The 18,537-nt window shown below is 67.9% G+C and carries 15 protein-coding genes; 4 read left to right on the top strand and 11 right to left on the bottom strand.

What is annotated here, in order from left to right:
- Nucleotides 1-13: 13 nt before the first annotated feature.
- Entirely contained in the window at nt 14-271 is a 258-nt protein-coding gene (locus tag ACWEWT_RS08155) for a hypothetical protein (RefSeq protein ID WP_452557428.1), read from the top strand.
- A 111-nt stretch (nt 272-382) separates the two neighbouring features.
- On the opposite strand, the gene ACWEWT_RS08160 is transcribed toward ACWEWT_RS08155, so the two are convergent.
- Nucleotides 383-1,645, bottom strand: coding sequence for a cytochrome P450 (locus ACWEWT_RS08160; protein ID WP_452557430.1), 1,263 nt, complete (start codon nt 1,643-1,645; stop codon nt 383-385).
- 555 nt (nt 1,646-2,200) lie between these two features.
- Nucleotides 2,201-2,620: a DUF5997 family protein gene (locus ACWEWT_RS08165; protein ID WP_452557432.1), complete on the bottom strand. Its 420-nt coding sequence runs from the start codon at nt 2,618-2,620 to the stop codon at nt 2,201-2,203.
- 61 nt (nt 2,621-2,681) lie between these two features.
- On the opposite strand from ACWEWT_RS08165, the gene ACWEWT_RS08170 reads away from it, so the two are divergent.
- Nucleotides 2,682-3,617 carry a LysR family transcriptional regulator gene (locus tag ACWEWT_RS08170; RefSeq protein ID WP_452557434.1) on the top strand — a complete coding sequence of 312 codons (936 nt, stop codon included), beginning with the start codon at nt 2,682-2,684 and terminating at the stop codon, nt 3,615-3,617.
- Between the two features lie 56 nt (nt 3,618-3,673).
- On the opposite strand, the gene ACWEWT_RS08175 is transcribed toward ACWEWT_RS08170, so the two are convergent.
- From ACWEWT_RS08175 to ACWEWT_RS08210, 8 genes are all read right to left on the bottom strand, one after another.
- Nucleotides 3,674-5,332 (bottom strand): alpha/beta hydrolase, encoded by a 1,659-nt coding sequence (locus ACWEWT_RS08175; RefSeq protein WP_452557436.1) that lies wholly within the window; start codon nt 5,330-5,332, stop codon nt 3,674-3,676.
- Between the two features lie 123 nt (nt 5,333-5,455).
- Nucleotides 5,456-6,133: a response regulator gene (locus ACWEWT_RS08180; protein WP_452557438.1), complete on the bottom strand. Its 678-nt coding sequence runs from the start codon at nt 6,131-6,133 to the stop codon at nt 5,456-5,458.
- On the bottom strand, nt 6,130-7,302 hold the full coding sequence (locus ACWEWT_RS08185; protein WP_452557440.1) for a sensor histidine kinase: 1,173 nt from the start codon (nt 7,300-7,302) through the stop codon (nt 6,130-6,132). Before ACWEWT_RS08185 ends, ACWEWT_RS08180 begins: the two co-directional genes overlap by 4 nt.
- Nucleotides 7,303-7,425: 123 nt before the next feature.
- A complete protein-coding gene (locus ACWEWT_RS08190; protein ID WP_452557442.1) occupies nt 7,426-11,091 on the bottom strand; it encodes a non-ribosomal peptide synthetase in 3,666 nt (1,221 codons plus the stop codon).
- An 84-nt stretch (nt 11,092-11,175) separates the two neighbouring features.
- Nucleotides 11,176-11,847 carry an MspA family porin gene (locus tag ACWEWT_RS08195; protein ID WP_452557444.1) on the bottom strand — a complete coding sequence of 224 codons (672 nt, stop codon included), beginning with the start codon at nt 11,845-11,847 and terminating at the stop codon, nt 11,176-11,178.
- 61 nt (nt 11,848-11,908) lie between these two features.
- Nucleotides 11,909-12,586 (bottom strand): MspA family porin, encoded by a 678-nt coding sequence (locus ACWEWT_RS08200; RefSeq protein ID WP_452557446.1) that lies wholly within the window; start codon nt 12,584-12,586, stop codon nt 11,909-11,911.
- A 124-nt stretch (nt 12,587-12,710) separates the two neighbouring features.
- Nucleotides 12,711-14,021, bottom strand: a complete 1,311-nt coding sequence (locus ACWEWT_RS08205; RefSeq protein WP_452557448.1) for a salicylate synthase — start codon at nt 14,019-14,021, stop codon at nt 12,711-12,713.
- Nucleotides 14,018-15,313, bottom strand: a complete 1,296-nt coding sequence (locus ACWEWT_RS08210) for a lysine N(6)-hydroxylase/L-ornithine N(5)-oxygenase family protein (protein WP_452557450.1) — start codon at nt 15,311-15,313, stop codon at nt 14,018-14,020. Before ACWEWT_RS08210 ends, ACWEWT_RS08205 begins: the two co-directional genes overlap by 4 nt.
- 106 nt (nt 15,314-15,419) lie before the next feature.
- Between ACWEWT_RS08210 and ACWEWT_RS08215 the strand changes: the two genes are divergently transcribed.
- Nucleotides 15,420-16,358, top strand: coding sequence for a methionyl-tRNA formyltransferase (locus ACWEWT_RS08215; RefSeq protein ID WP_452557452.1), 939 nt, complete (start codon nt 15,420-15,422; stop codon nt 16,356-16,358).
- Here the strand turns inward: ACWEWT_RS08215 and ACWEWT_RS08220 are convergent.
- Nucleotides 16,343-17,305 (bottom strand): TauD/TfdA family dioxygenase, encoded by a 963-nt coding sequence (locus tag ACWEWT_RS08220; protein WP_452557454.1) that lies wholly within the window; start codon nt 17,303-17,305, stop codon nt 16,343-16,345. The two genes, ACWEWT_RS08215 and ACWEWT_RS08220, sit on opposite strands and share 16 nt — an antisense overlap.
- A gap of 150 nt (nt 17,306-17,455) precedes the next feature.
- Between ACWEWT_RS08220 and ACWEWT_RS08225 the strand changes: the two genes are divergently transcribed.
- On the top strand, nt 17,456-18,484 hold the full coding sequence (locus ACWEWT_RS08225; protein ID WP_452557456.1) for an ABC transporter substrate-binding protein: 1,029 nt from the start codon (nt 17,456-17,458) through the stop codon (nt 18,482-18,484).
- Nucleotides 18,485-18,537 lie beyond the last annotated feature (53 nt).

An 18,537-nucleotide genomic window follows, 5' to 3' on the forward strand; every position in this document is an offset into this window, starting at 1 on the left:
CGAGTTTTGCGCGATGCTGGATGTCACCGGCGAGTCGGACATGTCGAAAATCGACAGTGCTCCCGATGCGCTGCCGATCATGCGGATCGGCAGATGGATTGGCGAGAATGCGGATACGGAGCGGTCTTACGGGTCTGGGGGCTCGTCAGCGCTACAAATGATTCTAGGACAAACCCTGATACAGGGTAATCGTTCCGAGCTATCACTGATGATCTTGGTGATATGCAAGTATCTCGCCGGATTTATTACGGCGCAACGGTATTCAATGTAGAGATTCTACGCACCCGGTGGTGCGGTTCGGACACTGCGCGGCCGAGACACCGCGCGTCGGGAAGAGGGCGGATCGTCGCGGTGCGGCCGCAGATGCCGCACCGCGCCGATGTCACAGACCGAGCGGCGGCGAGGGGGGAAACACCACGGGCATCGCGGAGAGCGCGCGATGGAAAGGCCCGGGCCGCCAGTGCAGTTCGTCGACCGAGCAGGCGAGCCGCATTTCGGGAAGCGCGTCGAGCAGCTGATCGATCGCGTTCTGGGCAACCGAATAGGCGATCGACTTGGCGGGGCAGGCGTGCGGGCCGGAACCCCAGGCCAGATGTGCGTTGTTATCGGTGTACTGGCCCGAGTGGATCGCCGGATCGTTGTTGCACGCGGCCATTCCGATGACGACCGGCTGATCGGCGGGCAACCAGACTCCGTCCCGCATCATCGGCTGCCGCGGGTAGCTGAGACAGTAGTTCGCCATCGGCGGGTCGGTGTACAGCAGCTCGTTCAGTGCGTCCCGGGTCGTCGGGGCCGCGCCGGGTGACGCGGTGCCGGTGAACCGCGGGTCGGTGATCATGAGCAGCAGGGTGTTGACCGTCAGATTGGTCAGCGGCTCGATCCCGGCCCCGTAGAGCACGGCCAACTGGTGCACCATCTCCGAATCCTGGAGTCCTGCGGAGTGGTTCACCAGGCGCGAGGTGATATCGCGGCCGGGGTGGGCGCGCTTGAGTGCGACCAGTTCCAGAAGTGCTTCGTTGATCCGGGCATCCGCGTCGGTGGCGGCGGCGCCGCCTTCGAACATGGCAGCCATCCCGGCGGCGATGTGCTGCCCGAGATCCGGTGGGCAACCCAGCATGGCGTTGAGTACCTGGAAGGTCAGCGGGAAGGCGTACTGGCCGATGATCTCGGCTCGGCCGTTCATGCAGAAGTTGTTGATCAGCGGCGCGGCAACCTCTTCCACGTTCTGATGCATGGAGAACAGATCGACCCCGTCGAGAGCCGCGGTGATCGCCTGCCGGTATCGGGCATGCTCCCGGCCGGTACTGCGCATCACATTGGGACGCCACGCCATCATGGGCATGAGCGGATGGTCGGCGGGCACGGTCTTCTCCCACGACCGGGCGTCGGCCGGGAAATGCTCCGGGTCGTTGTAGATACTGATCGCGGTGTGATACCCGAGCACCAAGGTGGCCGGTATGCCGGGGGCCAGCTCCACCGGTGCGAGAGATCCGTACCGCTTGCGCATCTCGGCGTAAACACGGTGCGGGTCGGCGGCGTACTCCTCGGTGTACAGCGCGACACGGGGTGGCGCACCGGTCGGGCCTCGGTCGGAGTACGGGCATTTGGTGGTACCGGTTGTGGACGACGGTAGAGACTTGGTCAATGCCGGGAACTCCAATGAATGCAACAGCGACAGATCCAAGAGATTGTCCCTTCTGGGACATCTCTTGTGTCGGAACACTATTGGTGCGACGGATCGGCCGCAAGCGAGAGATCAGTGGAGTCGACCACTCCAAGCGGCACCGGCATCCGCCCGGGACGGCCGATGACCGGCACGGGTCTCCCATAAGCGCAGGCACGGCCCGTGCGCTGGGACGCGAACCCAAATCTGCTTCGCTACAATATGTTCCGTGATCCAGTGTTCACGATGACGAAAATTCCGCCCCATCCGGTGGGCAACGTCTTTTATATGTCACATTTCCGCCGAAATTCCCGGCCGAGGATCGCGGGCCGGCGACTCACTTCTCACGGGTGGAGTGTTGGATGAATGTGCCGCCGGGCCGCTCGGCGGCCGACAGGAATTCTTCCGCGGCGCGGCGTTCGAGTTCCTACCGCCCATCACCGGGTCCGGCCGGCCGAGGAGCGCTGGAGTCCGCCGGCCGCTGGTGTTCCGACACCGCGGGGTCCGGCCGCACTCGGTCACACCATGCCCACGGAGTCAGAAGGATTGGCGGCCCTTCGCCGACCGGTTGGTCGCTGCCCGGCGTTCGGCTTCCTTGGCCTGGACTCGTTCGTCCTCGGCCCGGACGGCGGCATAGCTTTCGCGTTCGCGGACCAGCCACTCCGGGGGATCCGCGAGGACAGCGGCGATCTCGTCGGCGGTGAGCGCGTCCGAAACGCCGGCCCGGGTCAGACCACTGTTGGAGATACCGAGCTTACGGGCCACGATATCGCGCGGGAATGGTCCGGTGCGGCGCAGTTCGGTCAGCCACTGCGGCGGGTTCGCCCGGAGCTCGTCCAGCTCGGTCCGGGAGATCGGGTCGTTCCGGAACTCTTCGGGAGCCGCCGGAAGATAGATGCCGAGTTTGTTCGCCGCGGTCAGCGGCTTCATCATCTGCGGTTTCTTGTCCAGGCTCACCGGAACAGCGTATCGGGCCGCCGAGCCGGTCCGGCCGCCGCGGTGCCATACGCTTGCCGGTATGAGCCGGTTCTCCTCGATCGATGTGCAGCGCCTGCGCTGGTTCGCCGCAGTCGCGCAGGAGCTGCACTTCGCCCGCGCCGCGAAGGCATTGCACATCTCCCGCCAGAAGCTCAGCCATACGGTCATCGACCTGGAGGCCGAGCTCGGCACGAAGCTGTTCGTGCCCGGAGCACAGCCGACCCAGCTGACCGACGCCGGGCGGGAGTTGCTGCAGGAGGCTCGCGACGTCATCGCGCGTGCCGAGAACGAGGTGGATACCGCGGCGGTCGCCGCCCCCGCCCCGCTGCGGGTCGGGTTCGTGCCCGGCGTCACCGTCAGCAAGTGGGAGCGGATCTGGGGCCGGCGGTTCCCGGATACTCCGCTCGAGCTGGTCGCGGTCGCCCAGGCCGACCAGGAGGCGGCGCTGCGCGAAGGCCGGGTCGATATGTGCTTCGTCCGATTGCCGATCGACCGCAGCGGTATGAACGCGATCCCGCTCTACCGTGAGTTGCCTGTCGTCGTGGTACCCAAGGACCACGCGATCGCGTTGTTCGACGAGGTCACCATGGCCGATCTCGCCGACGAACGCCTACAGGACGCCGCCGATATCGACGCCGTCAGGGATACCGTCGAACTCGTCGCCGCCGGAGTCGGCGTCGCCATCGTGCCGCATTCGATCGCCCGCCTGCACCACCGGCGCGACCTCGTCTACCGCACGGTGACCGATACCGAAGATACCGAAATCGCCCTGGTCTGGCCGCTCACCGAGACCACCGACGCGGTCGAGGAGTTCATCGGCGTAGTGCGCGGCCGCTCGGCGCACAGCTCCCGCTCCCCCGCCGGAAAGACCACCGAACCGGAATCGCGGAAGCCGCGCCCCGCCGGAAAGCGACCGCGCCCCGCGCGGAAACCGGTCGCTTCCGGGAAGAAATCGGCTCGGGGACGCAAACGCTAGGGCGTATTCCGGAGCCGGCCCCACCGTGCCCGACCGCATACGCCTCATCGGTCCTGTTACCCGGTCGTCCCGACGGGCGCGGTGGTGGCCGGAGGCACGGCGCAGACGGTACCGTCGGCGGGCAGGTCGCCGTCGATCAGCGTGGCGTCCACGGCGGTATCGATGCACGGGATACCGCGGCGGTAAGACGTGTGGCCGACGCCCTCTCGGGTGAGCAGGACACTGTTCTCCATGGTCTCGACCACGCGCTCGGCCCAGTGGTAGGGGGACACATTGTCCAACCGCCCACCGACCACCAGGACCGGCGGGGCACCCGCGCCGGTGAGCGGCTCGGTGACCCGGTCCGCGTTCGGCGCGGGCCATATCGCGCAGTCGAGCGCGCTGTAGCCGGCCCGGCCCGCCAGACGTGTATCGCGTTCGGCGATAGCGGTCGCGGCGGCGGTATGCGCGGCGATATCGGCCGGTACCTGCCAGTCGGCGCAGCGCACGGCGATATGGGGTTCCTGGAGAATCGCGTACGGACCGCCGAAGGGGGCGACCGTGACATTCGATACGAGGAATTGGAGCAGTTCACCCTGGCCCTGTTGCGCGGCCAGCAGCCCCGCGGTGAGTACGGGCCACAGTTGCGCTACCCCCGCGGCGGCCCGCACCGCTTCGAGCGCCACGGCACCGTCGATCGTCCCGCCCGCCCGGCCGGCCGCCGCGGGAACCCGGAGAGGCTGCGCCTCCAGCCGGGTGATCAGGGAGTCGAATGCGGCTTCCGGGTTTCCGTCGCCGAACGGGCACACCTGCGGTCCTTCGGTGCGGCAGGTCTCGAACCACGCGTTCAGCGTCGCTTCGTTGGAGCGGGAGACGTCGTCGAGAAGTGCCAGTGAGTCGTTTCGCCATAGGTCGGTGTCGACGGGGGCATCGATCACCATCCGGCGCACGCGATCCGGGAACAGGGTGGCGTACATGGGTCCGAGCACGGTGCCGTAGGACATGCCGTAGTAGGAGATCTGCTCCTCCCCGAGCGCGGCGCGGACCCGGTCCATATCGCGAGCGACATTATCGGTGGACAGGCTCGCCAGGAATTCCGGGCTCTGGTGCGCCAGGCATCCGTCGTCGAAGGCGGTGGTGTCGGCGAGCAGGTCCGGTAGCGGCTTCCCGCCCGGGACGGCCGGGTCGAGATCGATGGCCGCGACCGCGGCGCGCTGTTCGTCCGTGCGGCAGCGGACGGCACCGGATTCGCCGACGCCACGCGGATCCATGCCGATGATGTCGAACCGCGCCACCAGGGCGGGCGAAAAGGGGCTGGTGTCGCTGCCGGGATCGATGGTGCCGATCACCTCGGTGGCCGGGACGCCGGGTCCACCCGGATTGATGAACAGGCTGCCGATGCGCTGGGCCGGGTCGGTGGCGCGGTGGCGTTTCACCGCGATCGGGATCTGCGCGCCGTCGGGTTCGGTGTATTCCAGGGGCACCTCGACGGTGGCGCATTCCAGTTCGGGTCCGCACTCGCGCCAGGCGATAGCGGCAGGGGCCGTGGCCGACGAGCTGCCGGCCGGTGACGCCACCGATCCACCGGCGCATCCGGTCAGCACCAGCGCGGCGGCGAATCCCGCCGCGCTGTGGCGCGCGACGCGCCACGATAATTTTCTCGGCAGGGGTCGGACGAGTGTGGTGTTCGGTGGAGAAGCAGCCCACCGACCGGGCGGTGGTGTTGGTCCGGGCATGGAAACATGCTAGGAAGGCGACCCGGTGGATTTGATCCTCCCGAAGGTCCGCATATTCCGACCGAAGTAGGAGTGCCGCGCTACCCCGGTGGCACACCCGGTGACCGGAGCGGCGCGGACCGCTCAGTCCGGGAGGTCGAGTTCGGCATCGTGGACCAGCAGGGCCACCTGCACGCGGTTGTTGAGATCGAGTTTGGTGAGTATCGCCGATACGTGGGTTTTGACCGTGGTCAGGCCGAGGTGGTGGCGCGCGGCGATCTCTGCGTTGGAACGCCCCGTACCGATCTCGAGCGCGACCGTGCGTTCCCGGTCGGCGAGCAGGTCGAGGCGTCGGCGGGCCGCGCTACGCCGGGTGTCGTACTCCGACTCCGCGACCCGGGCGATGAGCCGCCGGGTCACTTCGGGTGAGAGCACGGGTCGACCCCGGGCCGCGTGCCGGATGGCGACGACGAGCTCGTCCGGCGGGGTGTCCTTGAGCAGGAACCCCACGGCACCCGCCCGCAGCGCCCGCAGAACATGGGCGTCGGCGTCGAAGGTGGTGAGCACGATGACCTCGGGCGCGCGTCGCCCGGACCGCAATATCTCGGTCGCGGTGAGCCCATCGGTACCGGGCATCCGGATATCCATCAGCACGACAGCCGGATTGTGCCGGCGCGCCAGCTCCACCGCTTCCGCACCGTCGTTCGCCTCCGCGACCACCCGCAGATCGGCGGCACCGCGCAGCATCATCTTCAACCCGAAACGCACCACCGGGTCGTCGTCGGCGACCAGTACATCGATGGTCGGCACAGAGTCGGTCACGTCTGCCACGGTAGCCACATCCGCACCCGCCAGCCGCCCGCGGTGGTCGGGCCGTACTCGAGCCGCCCGGCCACCAGCCGCGCCCGCTCGGCCAGCCCGCGCAACCCTTCGCCGGAGCCGCCGCACTGTGCCGGCGCGTTCGACGGCGCGTCGTTGACGATCTCGGTGACCAGCCGAGTCCCGGGCTGCCCGGTGATCCGGACGACGACCGACGCACCCGGGGCGTGTTTGCGCACATTGGTCAGGCATTCCTGGACGAGGCGATACAGGGTCCGGCCCTGCGTCGCCGAGAGCATCCGGCCGTCGGTGGTCACTCCCGTCTCGTCCAGGAGTTCGACCGTCGAACCCGCCCGCTCCGCCTCGTCGATCAGCTCCAGCACATCCTCGACGACAGGTAACGGCAGCTCCCCCACCGGAGCCCGGAGTACCCCGATCACTTCGCGGAGGTCCTGCAGGGCGCGATGCGCGTTCTCCCGGACCACCTCGGCCGCGTTCGCGATATCCCCGGCGGGCGCGTCACGATAGTAGGCGAGGGCACCGGCGTGCACGCTGAGCAGCGACAGCCGATGACCGAGCACATCGTGCATCTCGCGCGCGAGAGCCGACCGTGCCTCGTGCTGAGCGCGTTCGGCCCGCAGCCGCGCCTCGGCATCGGCCGCCGCGGCCCGCTCCCGCAACGAGGTGATCAGTTCCCGCCGGCTGCGCACCAACAGCCCCCACCCCACCACCGCGATATGCCCGAGGACGATGGCGGCGAATACGACAACCGGCGCGGCATTCGGTTCGGGCCGGAGCAGTTGATATGTACTGAGCGCCGCCACGCTCGCCGTACACAGCAACGCCGTGGCTCGGGTCGAGCAGTGCACGGCGACCGTGAACAACGCCACGATCGCCGCCCCGGAAACCGTCTCGGAGAACGCACTGCACACGATGAGTACGCCGGCCAGTGAAACGGGGAAGCGACGCCGGTACCACAGCGCCGCACAGCCGAGCGCCCCGATGAACCAATCCCCGTACACGATCCAGGCGGGCACCGGCTGCGGCACCGCCAGCCGATGAGCGACCGCGACCAGCGCTATCGCGACGGCCACCAGGACCAGGGCGCTGTCGGATACTCGGTCCCCGATCGTCTCCCGGAGTGTCCGCCGGTCGACCGTCGATACACTCATCGCCCCCAGCATAATGCCGGGTCCGCGGGTGGTGCGGGCCGCGCGGTCCGCGACAGCCGAGCCGGCCTCGATCCGTTTCCGGACACCGAGGTGGCCGGGCACAGCCGGAGCCGCAGGTCGTCGTCAGAATTCGGCGAGAACCTCCTCGTCGCTCATCCCGGCGACCTCCAGGTACACCCGCGCGACCGCGGTCAGCCGATCCACCGCGCCGCGGCGCGCCGCTCGATCCCGCAGGCGCTGCGCGAGGCCGGCGATCGTACCGTCGACGATGAAATCCGCGACGACGGTCTCGGGGCAGTCCAGTAACTCACGCACCCGTGCCACCACGGTGGTGGCGAGTACCGAATCGCCGCCCAGCGCGAAGAAGTCACCGGTCACGCTCACGCGTTCGACCGACAGCACCGTGGCGACGATATCGGCGAGGGCACTCTCGAGCGGCGTACCCGGAGCGACGAACTCGATGCCGGGATCGTTCGAGGCCAGCAGCGCCGCAACAGCTTTCCGGTCGGGTTTGCCGTTGGCGGTGAACGGTAGCCGGGGACGGGACTCGATGCGGACCGGCACCATATAGCCGGGCAGGAGCTCGGCCACGGCGGCTCGGAGGGATTCCGCATCGGGTGCGCAGCCGTCCGCCGGGACCACCAGCGCCGCCAGTGCGGGCGCGGCGGTGCCGACGACCGCCGCGACGGCATGGTGGACCTCGGGCAGCGAGCGCAGCGCACTCTCCACTTCGCCCAGCTCTACCCGGTAACCGCGGATCTTCACCTGATGATCGGCGCGCCCCAGGAATTCGATGACGCCGTCGGGGCGGTAGCGGGCGAGATCACCGGTGCGGTACCAGCGCAGGCCCTCGTGGTCGACGAACCGCTGTGCCGTGCGGTCGGGGTCACCGCGATAGCCTGCCGCCACACCCGCGCCGCCCACCCAGAGTTCGCCCCTCACCCAGTCCGGGCAGTCCCGGCCCGACGGACCGACCACCCGGCAGCGCACATTACGTAGCGGGGTGCCGTAGGGCACCGCGACCCAGTCGGCGGGCACGCGCGCGTCGACGACCTCACAGATGGTGGAGTGGATCGCCGTCTCGGTGGCGCCCCCGAGGCCGGCGAACCGGCAGTCCGGTGCGGAGCGGGCCAGCCGCGCCGGGAGCGCCACATCCACCCAGTCACCACCGGAGAGCACGGTCCGCAGCGTGCCCAGACCGGTATCGCCGGCCGCGGTCAGCAGCATATCCAGCAGGCTAGGGACACAGTTCAGGATCGAAACCCGGTGCCGCCCTGTCATTTGCACCCACCGGGCCGGGTCTTCCCGTTGTCCGGGATCCGGCGTCACCACGGCACCGCCGACGCCGAGCGGTCCGAAGATATCGTAGACCGACAGGTCGAACTCCAGGGCCGACAGCGCCAGCACCCGATCGGCCGGGCCGAGGCCGAACCGCTCGTTCAGATCGTCGACGGTGTTCATGGCGGCACGGTGTGGGACCTCCACACCTTTGGGCTGCCCGGTCGATCCCGAGGTGAAGAGCACGTAGGCAATCGATTCGGTATCGGGCAGTACGGGTCGTTCCAGCGGGCGGGGGTGGAAAGCGGCGTCTCCCACGGTCACGGTCGGGATGCCGGGGATCGTCGCACCGTCGGTCACCGCCGCCCGTACCTCTCCCGCGCGCACGATCTCCGATCGCCGGGCCGCCGGCTGGTCGTACCCGATCGGCACGTATACACCCCCCGCGGCCAGCACCCCCACCGTCGCCACGATCTGGTCCGGGCCCTTGGGGAGCTGGATCGCGACCGCGTCCCCGGGGCGGATTCCGGCCTCGCGCAGGGCACCGGCGATCGCCAGCGCCCGGTCGGCGAGTTCCCGGTAGGTCAGCGCCCGGCACTCCGGGGGAACACGCGAGCCGGCCGCCGCACGCTCGGGGCCTTCCGCGACCGGAACACTCTCGGGCCCCGCCGATTCCGGGTCGCTCTCCCAGATGACGGCCACCGCGTCCGGTTCCGTCGCGGCGTATTCGAACAGGCCCTGGTGCAGCAGTCGCCCGGTCACCGGGCCGGACGTGTCGTTGACCCGGCGCCGGACCTCCGCCTGTTCCGGCGGTAGTCGCACCGCCGCCGCGGTATCCCAGCCGTCGCGGGCGCCGGAACTCTCGCCGGTCTCGGGGGTACCGGCGTTCTCCAGGCCGGTCAGTGCCCGCACCGATTCGATGTACCGGGCGAACATCGCGGCGACCGTATCGGGCGGAAAAGCGTCGGCCCGCACATCCCAGTTGAGCAGCAGTCCCCCACTCACCTCGGTGACCTGCGCGTCGAGGAGTACCTGCGGGCCCTGGGAGATGATCCACACCGGCTCACCGAAGGTTTCGGTGACCCGCTCGGAGAACAGCTCACCCAGGTTGATGGCGCTGGTGTAGACGATGGGAGCGAGGACCGGCTCGCCGCGGGCCCGGCCGAGATCGCGCAGTACCTCCAGACCCGAATAGGCGGTGTGCGCACCGGCGGCGTGCAGTTCGCGCTGTAGGGCACGGGCCCTTTCGAGCACCGTGGCCGGTTCGGAGATATCCACCTCCAAGAGCACCGACGAGGTAAAATCGCCGATCACGCCGTCCACCTCCGGATGCACCGGATCGCGATGGAACAGCGGGAGGTTCAGCAGGAAGCGGTCGTCCGCGGACCAGCCACCGATCGCTTCCGCGAATACCGAGGCCAAGGCCATGGCGGGGGTCACCCGGCGGTGATGGGACTCGGCGAAGATCCGGCCTTTCGACTCCGGGCCGAGCCAGTGGTGGAAACGCACCGTCCGCGCCGGCTGCCGGTCGGCGGCGGTGCGCGGATCCCTGCCCGGGCCGGCCCCGTACACCCGCGGAAGATCGGGCGCGCCGGGGAGATCGGGCAGCCGTTGCTGCCACCATCGACGATCGCGCTCGTATTCGGTACCGGCCGGCCGCTGCCCGGCGAGATACTCGCGGAAGGTGTAGCCCGGTGGTTCGGTTCGTTCACCGTGGTACAGCCGAGCGAGGTCGTCGACCAGGATCCGATAGCTCGCGGCGTCCGCGGCCAGCATATCGACGTCGATGTGCAGGCGGCAGCGGTGCTCGGGCAAGAGCGTCAGCGCGATTTCGAGTACCTGACCGTCGGCCACCGCAAGACGCTGATGGGTCCGGCGCTCGCGTAGCGACTCCAGTACGCGCGCGGCTTCCGCCGGGTCGGCGGATCGCAGATCCAGATGATCCAGAACATCCCGTGGGAGACGCGGCAGGGTCTGCTGCGTCCCGTCCGGAAGAAACCGTGTCCGGAGCATCGGGTGCCTTCGGATCAGTTCGTCGACCGCCGCGCGCAACCGCTCCTGATCGACGTTCTCGCCGTCGAATTCGACGTACAGATGCGCGGCGACAGCACCGAGTTCCTGTTCTTCGGAGCGCCCGATCCAGTACGCGTGCTGCATGGGAGCCAGAGCGAAGGGGGTACCGGGGTCGATCGGTCCGGCGGGATCCGGCGACGAGGGCCCGCCGGATACTCCGGCGTTCTCCGCGGCCGCCGCGCGCGGATCCGGGTCGCCCCCGAGCAGCCGGTGCCAGGCGTCGACGGTCGGTTCCGCCGCGAGTTCCGCGAAGTTCACCGCGGCGCCCCGCTTACGCCAGGCACCCGCGAGTTTCATGGTGCGGATGGAGTCCAATCCCAGCTGGATGAGGTCGTCCAGGTCGGCGATCTCGATATCGTCGCGGCCCAGTTGTCCGGCTACCGCGCTACGGATCTCGTCCCGGGTGATGCCCGGTTCCGGCTTCGGCGATGATGGCATGGCCCCTGCGTCTCCTTGTCTCGGCGGCCTGTGCCCGGAGCGGCCCGGCGGGATACGGCTGCTCCGGGATCGGTCGTATACGGATCAGCCGAGGCTGAACGGCTGTCCCCAGAGCGTGACCCAGGTCAGCACTCCCGCGGTCTCCACCTTGACCCGGACGAACGAACGCGCCTGTGCGTAGCCGCCGCACCCGGTCAGCTCGATGGTGGAATCGCTCCAGGTGACCGAGCCGTTCGGGCCGCGGAAGATGGTGAACTTCTTATGCGATTCGTCCCCGTAGTCGTTCGGTCGTTCGATATCGAGCAGGAAGAACGACCGCGCCTGTCCGGGTCCCAGGGTCAGTTGGGCGCCGCCGCTGTTGCTGAGATCCGGCCGCTGCCCCTCGAAATCGGTTGACGCGCCCGCACCGCCGTTGACGCCGCCGCCACTGATATCGACCTGGCAACCGACCACGTACCCGGGACTGATCGAGCCGCCCTTCAGGTTCCGGCCGGCCAGTTGCACCTGCGCGGTCCCGGATACCCAGGCGTTGCGGTGCAGCGGCGTGCCGCCGACGGAAGGACCGATGGTCGCCGATTCCGCCGCCGTGCGCACCGTGACCACGGTGCCGTCGACCAGGGTCTCGGTGAGCTCACCGCCGGGCAGCGGCACGAAGGTGTCGGCGCCCGCGGTGCCCAGCGACAGTATGCTGCTCGCCAGGACCGCGACGGCCCCGATTCCCGCGGCGCGCAGCAGGCCGGTCGTAATGTTGATCATTGCTTACTACCTCGATCGATGAGTGCCGTTCGGCCACGGTTGAAGGGGTGATCGGTGATCGTCAGCCGATGCTGAACGGTGCCCCGTAGAGGGTGGTCTTCGAGTAGTGTTCGCCGATGATCTCCACCACGGTGTAGGAGCGGGCCTGCGCGTAGCCGGCACAGCCCTGGATCTCGAGTTCGTGGTCCCGGTACTGGATCGAATAGCGACCGGGGGCCGGGATGTTCTTGCCGTCGATGGCGACGAGTTTCACCTCGCCCGGAGCGAGCTGGATTCCGACCGAACCACTGACCGAGCCGCCGCGCTGGACGCTGGTTCCCGCGCTCAGGCCCGCCCCGACGGCGTCGCTTCCGATACTGACCTGGCAGCCCACGATATAGCCGGTGTTGATCCGGGACTGGCCCGATGTCGACGAGTTGTTGGTTCCGGGCGCGCCGGTGGCGCCGTTGGTCGGGCCCACTTCTCCTTCGGGTGTGACCGTGACATCGGCCGTGACGATCCCGGATACCCACACGACCCGGCCCGCGCCGTTGGCGGCCATCGACGGCGAGAGCAGGGCGCGCTCGTGTACCCGGTCGATCCGTACACCGGCCCCGTCCTTGCTCCCGTCCGGTAGTTGCAGGAACACGTCCGCGTGCGCCGAGCCCGCGGCCAGCGCGCCCACGCTCACCACCGCTGCCACCACTACTCCGGTCAGCCGGCCGTGCCGGCGCAGTGGGTGCCGGAATATTTCCCTCATCATTTTTCCCTTGTCCGAACCGATATGGTGAACGGCCACTCGATGGGGCCTTGGTGGGCGGGTCTGCCGACCCGGTGGTCCCGGCGGAGCCGATCGGCCCGCTACCGCCGCCGGGCGGCCGGGTCTACGCGCTCACGATGTAGGGCGCTACCGATGCGAGCTTCTCGCATGTCTCCTCGAATTCTCTTTCGGGCGTAGAATCGGCGACGATCCCCGCGCCCGCGCGTAGCCAGGCCCGATCGCCTTCCTGGTAGACGGCGCGGAGGACGAGTGCGGCGTCGAGGGTCCCGTCCTGGGACAACCCGAGTACCGCCCCCGAGTACAGGCCGCGGGGATCGTCCATCCGGGCGATCGCGTCGAGCGACTCCCGCTTCGGGATACCGGAGGCGGTCACCCCCGGAAACACTGCCTCCAGGGCGTCCCAGACCGTGCGATCGGCCGCGAGGGAACCGGTGACGAGCGAGGCCAGATGCTGGACACTGCCGCGTTCCCTGACCCCCATGAACTCTTGGACGTGCACCGAATCGGATCGACAGATCGGCGCCAGTTCCGCCACCGCGGTACGCACCGATACCGCGTGTTCGTAGATCTCCTTCGGGTTCGTCTCGAGGTCCAGCCGGGCGGCCGCGTCCGCCCGGGTGCCCAACCCGAACGCCCGTGTTCCGGCCAACGGCTGGGTGGTGACCTTCCGGTCCCGGTCGACGGTCACGATCACCTCGGGGCTGAAACCCGCCGCCTCGATACCGTTGAGCCGCAACAGGAACGATCGCGCGGGCGCGTTGTGGCGCCGACCGAGTTCGTAGGTGGCGACATGATCGATCGGGAAGGGAATCTGCACGCTCCGCGACAGGATGACCTTCTGATACTGCCCCTGCCGGATTTCCTTGACCGCCTGCGCGACCCGCTCCCGGTAGGCGGGACCACCGCCGCGAACGTCGATCTGCTCAACCACATGATCGACCGGTTCCGGCGATGCGCTCAGGCAGATGAGCACGCGCTCTCGCTCCACCGGGTCGACACTGCGGACGAATGCCCGCTGCCCGTTCAACCGGACCTCGACCCGGGGCACGATGAGCCGGATCAGCTCACCCGGCGGGACCGGGGTTCCCTGTAATCGCAATCCCGGCACGATCTCGGCGAAGCCGAAGTCGATTCGCCCGTAGGCGTGCCAGTCCCGGATGGGCAGGCGGGACAGCGCCCGCTGGAGCGGCCCGCCCGACGAACCGGACCAGGTCTCACTGTATTCTTCGTCGCCGCAACGGTAGTGGACCCGTTGGGCGTCCAGGCTGATCGTGGCCAGGGCGCCCCCGGCGAAAACGTATTCCCCGGCGCGTTCGTAGACGACGTACTCGTCGAAGTCCGTACGTGCGAGTCGAGCGACCCGGCCGATCGGATCGTGGCGGAACGAGATCGTCTCGGTGTCGTACTCGATCATGACGGATCCTCGGCCCCGGGCCGGGAAGCGGCCCGTCCGGCGGGTTCCCGATGATCCACGATGGAGCGCAGGATCTCCTCGGCCCGTATCGCCGTGGCGGACAGGAGCGACGAGGTGATGCCGTGCGTATGTTCGGTTCCGCCCTGTAGATACAGTCCACCGGGCACCTCCGGGGCCACCAGCCGGTAGTCCCGTTCGATCTGGAGGCGGCCCCGGTCGTCACGCCGGCAGAACCGGGCCGACGGCCCGAGCAGCGCGGAAGGGTCGGCGGGCAGGTAGCCGGTGGCGTAGACGACCAGATCCGCGTCGAGCATGGTCTTCTCGCCGCTGGTCAGGGATTCCACCACCACCCGTACCTGGTCACCGAGTTCGACCACATCCGCCGGGCGGGAGGCGTTGAACACGCGCAGCCGGTGTTCGCCGCGCACCTTCTCCCGATAGACCCGCCGGTAGAGGTCCTCGATGAGTTCGAGATCCACCACGGCGTAGTTGGTGTTGCCGTGATAGTCCATCAACTGCTGTTTGATGTCCTCCGGCGCGGAATAGAAGGCATCGACCGCGTCCGGGTCGAAGATCCGGTTCGCGAACGGGCTGTCGTCGGAGGGGCTGTAGCCGTACCGCGCGAAGACCGAACACACTTCCGCGGCGGGGAACTGATCGTGCAGGTACGCCGTGACCTCGGCCGCGCTCTGGCCGGCGCCGACGACCACGCATACGGACGGATCTTCGACGCTGTCGATCCGATGGAGCAGATCCTGGTTGTGCCAGATCCGATCGGACAGGGCCACCCCGTCCGGCAGCCGGGGGCGCAGCCCGGTACCGAACACGACATTGCGACCGCGGTGGACCGACCCGTCGGCGGTGCGCACTTCGAACAGATCGTCCACGGGTACCACCGAGACGATTTCGCTGCTGTAGGACACCATGTGGTCGATCGCGGCCGCTGCCCACTCGAGGTAGTCGTGGAACTCGATACGCAGCGGAAAGAGGTTCTTGTGGTTGACGAAGTCGACCAGGCGTCCGCAGCTGTGCAGGTAGGCGAGGAAGCTGTATTCGCTGGTCGGGTTGCGCATGGTGACAAGGTCTTTCAGGAACGACACCTGCATAGTGGCGTTCTCGATGAGCATCCCCCGATGCCAGCCGAATCGAGGTTGTCTCTCCAGGAAGTGCGCCGAGACCGGCGTACCTTCGGCCGAGTTGTGTTCGCTGATCGCGATCGCCAGTGCCAGATTCGAAGGCCCGAAGCCGACTCCGATGAGGTCATGGACCGAAACATCCTGACGTAACGCCATATTCGTCCCATTCGTTCGATTCCAGATCGAGCCAAGCCTAACCTAAATTAGGAGAGGATTGGTTAACTTAGTCGGCAAATCGGACATTCGGTCAGAAGGAGCAAGCATGCGCGTAGCGATGTTCGGGTACCAGACCTGGGGCCACCGCACCCTGAAGGCTCTGCTGGACGGCGGTCACGAAATCGTCCAAGTGGTAACGCATCCCAGAAGCGAGCACGCCTACGAGCGGATCTGGGCCGACTCGGTCGCGGATCTGGCCACCGACCACGACATACCCGTACTCGTCCGGAACCGGCCCGACGATGATGTAGTGACCGCGGTCGAGGCCGCGGAACCCGACATCATCGTCGCCAACAACTGGCGTACCTGGCTTCCCCCGGAGATCTTCACGGCACCCCCGCTGGGCACGCTCAATGTGCACGATTCGCTACTGCCCTCCTACGCCGGCTTCGCACCGGTCATCTGGGCACTGATCAACGGCGAACAGGAGGTCGGCGTCACGGCCCATATGATGAACGAGGAACTCGACGCCGGCGATATCGTGCTACAGCGCGCGGTACCGGTCGGCCCGACCGACACGGGGGCCGATCTGTTCCACAAGACCGTCGATCTCATCGAACCGGTGGTCACCGATGCGCTGGAGCTCATCGCCTCGGGCGATCCGGGCGGCGCACGCCAGGATCCCGCACAGGCCAGCTTCTTCCACAAACGTTCCGTGGAGGACAGCAGGATCGACTGGACCTGGCCCGCCGCGGATATCGAGCGACTGGTCCGCGCCCAGTCCGATCCGTACCCGAACGCCTTCACCACCCACGGCGGCCGACGGCTCCGGATCATCCGCGCCTCGGTATCCCGGCGGCCGTACGGGGGCACACCGGGCCGCATCTTCATTCCCGAAGGCGACGGTGTGGTGATCGTGGCGGGCGCCGACGCCCGCCGGGGCCGCAATCGCGGACTCGTCGTCGAGCGGGTGCGCACCGAGGACGGCACCGAGCTCGCCGCCCGCGACTACTTCCACACCATGGGCGGCTACCTGGGAGCCTGATCGGCGGCGTCGGAGGCCTCGGACATGGCGACAGCGATACTGCGCGGGCCGGTGTACGGCTCACGCCCGTGCGCTGTCGCCATGTTGTCGATGATCAGCAGATCGTCGCGGCGGTAGTCGAAACGCACCGCCGCGTCCCGATAGCAGCGCCGCAGGTGATCGACGACGTCATCGGGAATCGGTGCGCCGTCACCGTAATAGGTGTTGTTCGGCAGACCGTCCGGACCGTAGATGTCCAGCAGGCCCTCGCGGACAGCCGGATCCAGACTGCTCTCGTGGAACAGCACGATATGGTTGAACCACAGTGCCGCGCCGGTCGCCGGATGCGTGTGCACGACCTCGCGAACCGCGCGGGTACGCAGCGCGTTGTCCGGACGCCATTCGGGTCGTACCCCGCCGGCCCGGCACTTCTCCTCCACCGCGGCGCGATCATCGGTACCGAAGGCCGTCCACCAGCGCAGGCCGATATCGTCGCCGTAGTTGCGGACCACCATCCACCGGCGCCGTTCGAGCTCTTCCCGGACCGCGGGATCGATCGATTCGTACACCTTCCGCGTCGACGCCAGCGGGGTCGCACCCCGGGTCTCCGGCGGTTCCACACAGTGGAAGAACAACACCAGGGGCCACACCGCCTGATAGGACATCTCGTTGTGCAGGGGTATCTCGGCGTGCCGTGGATATTCGGTGGAGGTGTAGACGTTTCCCTTGATACGGGTGCGCGGCGTCGACTGCTCGGTATACGTGAGCAGGCCACCCGACAACGCACGTACCGAGCTCTCGAATCCATCGGTGCCGCCGATATCGAAACCACGCATCAGTACCGCACCGTGTTCGAAGAGACGCCGGCGGATCGCCGTCCGATCATGGAGCAGATGGTCGGCGGCAGCGCCCTCGCCGTCGATCACCCAGGGCATTGCTACCGGCATCGAAACCGCCTCGGTGGTCATTCATCCTCCCGAATGGTCACTGAAAATAGGTTAGCCTATGCTACTTTACGCGGTGAAATGTCCGTTGCGGCGAAAGCCGTTGCACACCTGCGAGACTGCCGTGGCAGATCGACCGGGCTGTCGGCTCGTCCCTCCCAAGGAGCATCTCCTATGACCAGAGAAACACTCAGGGCCGAGCGACGGTGGAGCCGACGCCGGTTCCTCGGCTTCGGCGCGGCGGCCGCGGGATCCGCGATGCTGCTGGCCGCCTGCGGAGACGGTTCGGGCCCCGGCGGGGACACCACATCGGCCGGCTCGACCGATACCTTCCCCGTGACGGTCGGCGATAAATTCGGCGAAGTCACCATCGAGAGTTCGCCCTCGACGATCGCGTCGGTGGGTCGCACCGACCACGACGTACTGCTCGCGCTGGGGATCGTTCCGGCCACGGTGTACCGCTTCGTGCCCACGATGAAGCGCGGTGTCGGCGTGTGGGCCGAATCCCGGCTCGGTGCCGCGGAACCGGCGATACTCACCAACCCGATCAATATCGAACAGGTGCTGGCCGCCCGGCCGGACCTCGTCCTCAATGTGCAGTCCACCGGTGACGAGGGCGAGTACCGGGCGCTGAGCAAGATCGCTCCCACCGTCGGCCTGCCCCCCGGCACCGCCCCGAATACGGTCACCTGGCAGGAATCGACCCGGATGATCGCCACCGCGGTCGGGCGGAAGGCCGACGGCGAACGATTGATCGGCGACACCACGGCGCTGCTGGATCGGGCCCGGAACGATAATCCGGCCTTCCACGGGAAGACGGTATCGATTCTGCTCGGTAGTTCCCGGCAGCTCGGCGTCTTCACCGTCAGCGACACCCGGATGAAGGTGGCGACAGCGCTGGGTCTGGTTCCCTCGCCGTATGTGGCCGGGCTGGACCCCGCGAAGTACTTCGTGGACGTATCCGCGGAACTCGTCAACGAAGCCGACGCCGATATCGTCATCGTCCTCACTCGCGAAGGGCTGAGCCGAGCCGACACCCTGGCGCAGTATCCCGCGCTCGCGGCATCGCGCGCGGTCCGGGAGAACCGGGTCGTCATCGTCGACGATTTCGATATCTCGCTGGCGTTCGCGGCGGGGTCGGTGCTGAGTATCCCCTTCGCGGTCGAGGGCCTGGTGCCGCTGCTGAAAGAGCAGCTCACCTGAGACAGCGGGATTCGTGACGGGTCCGGCCGCGTACCACCACGCGGCCGGATCGG

The sequence above is a fragment of the Nocardia sp. NPDC003963 genome (assembly GCF_053605105.1).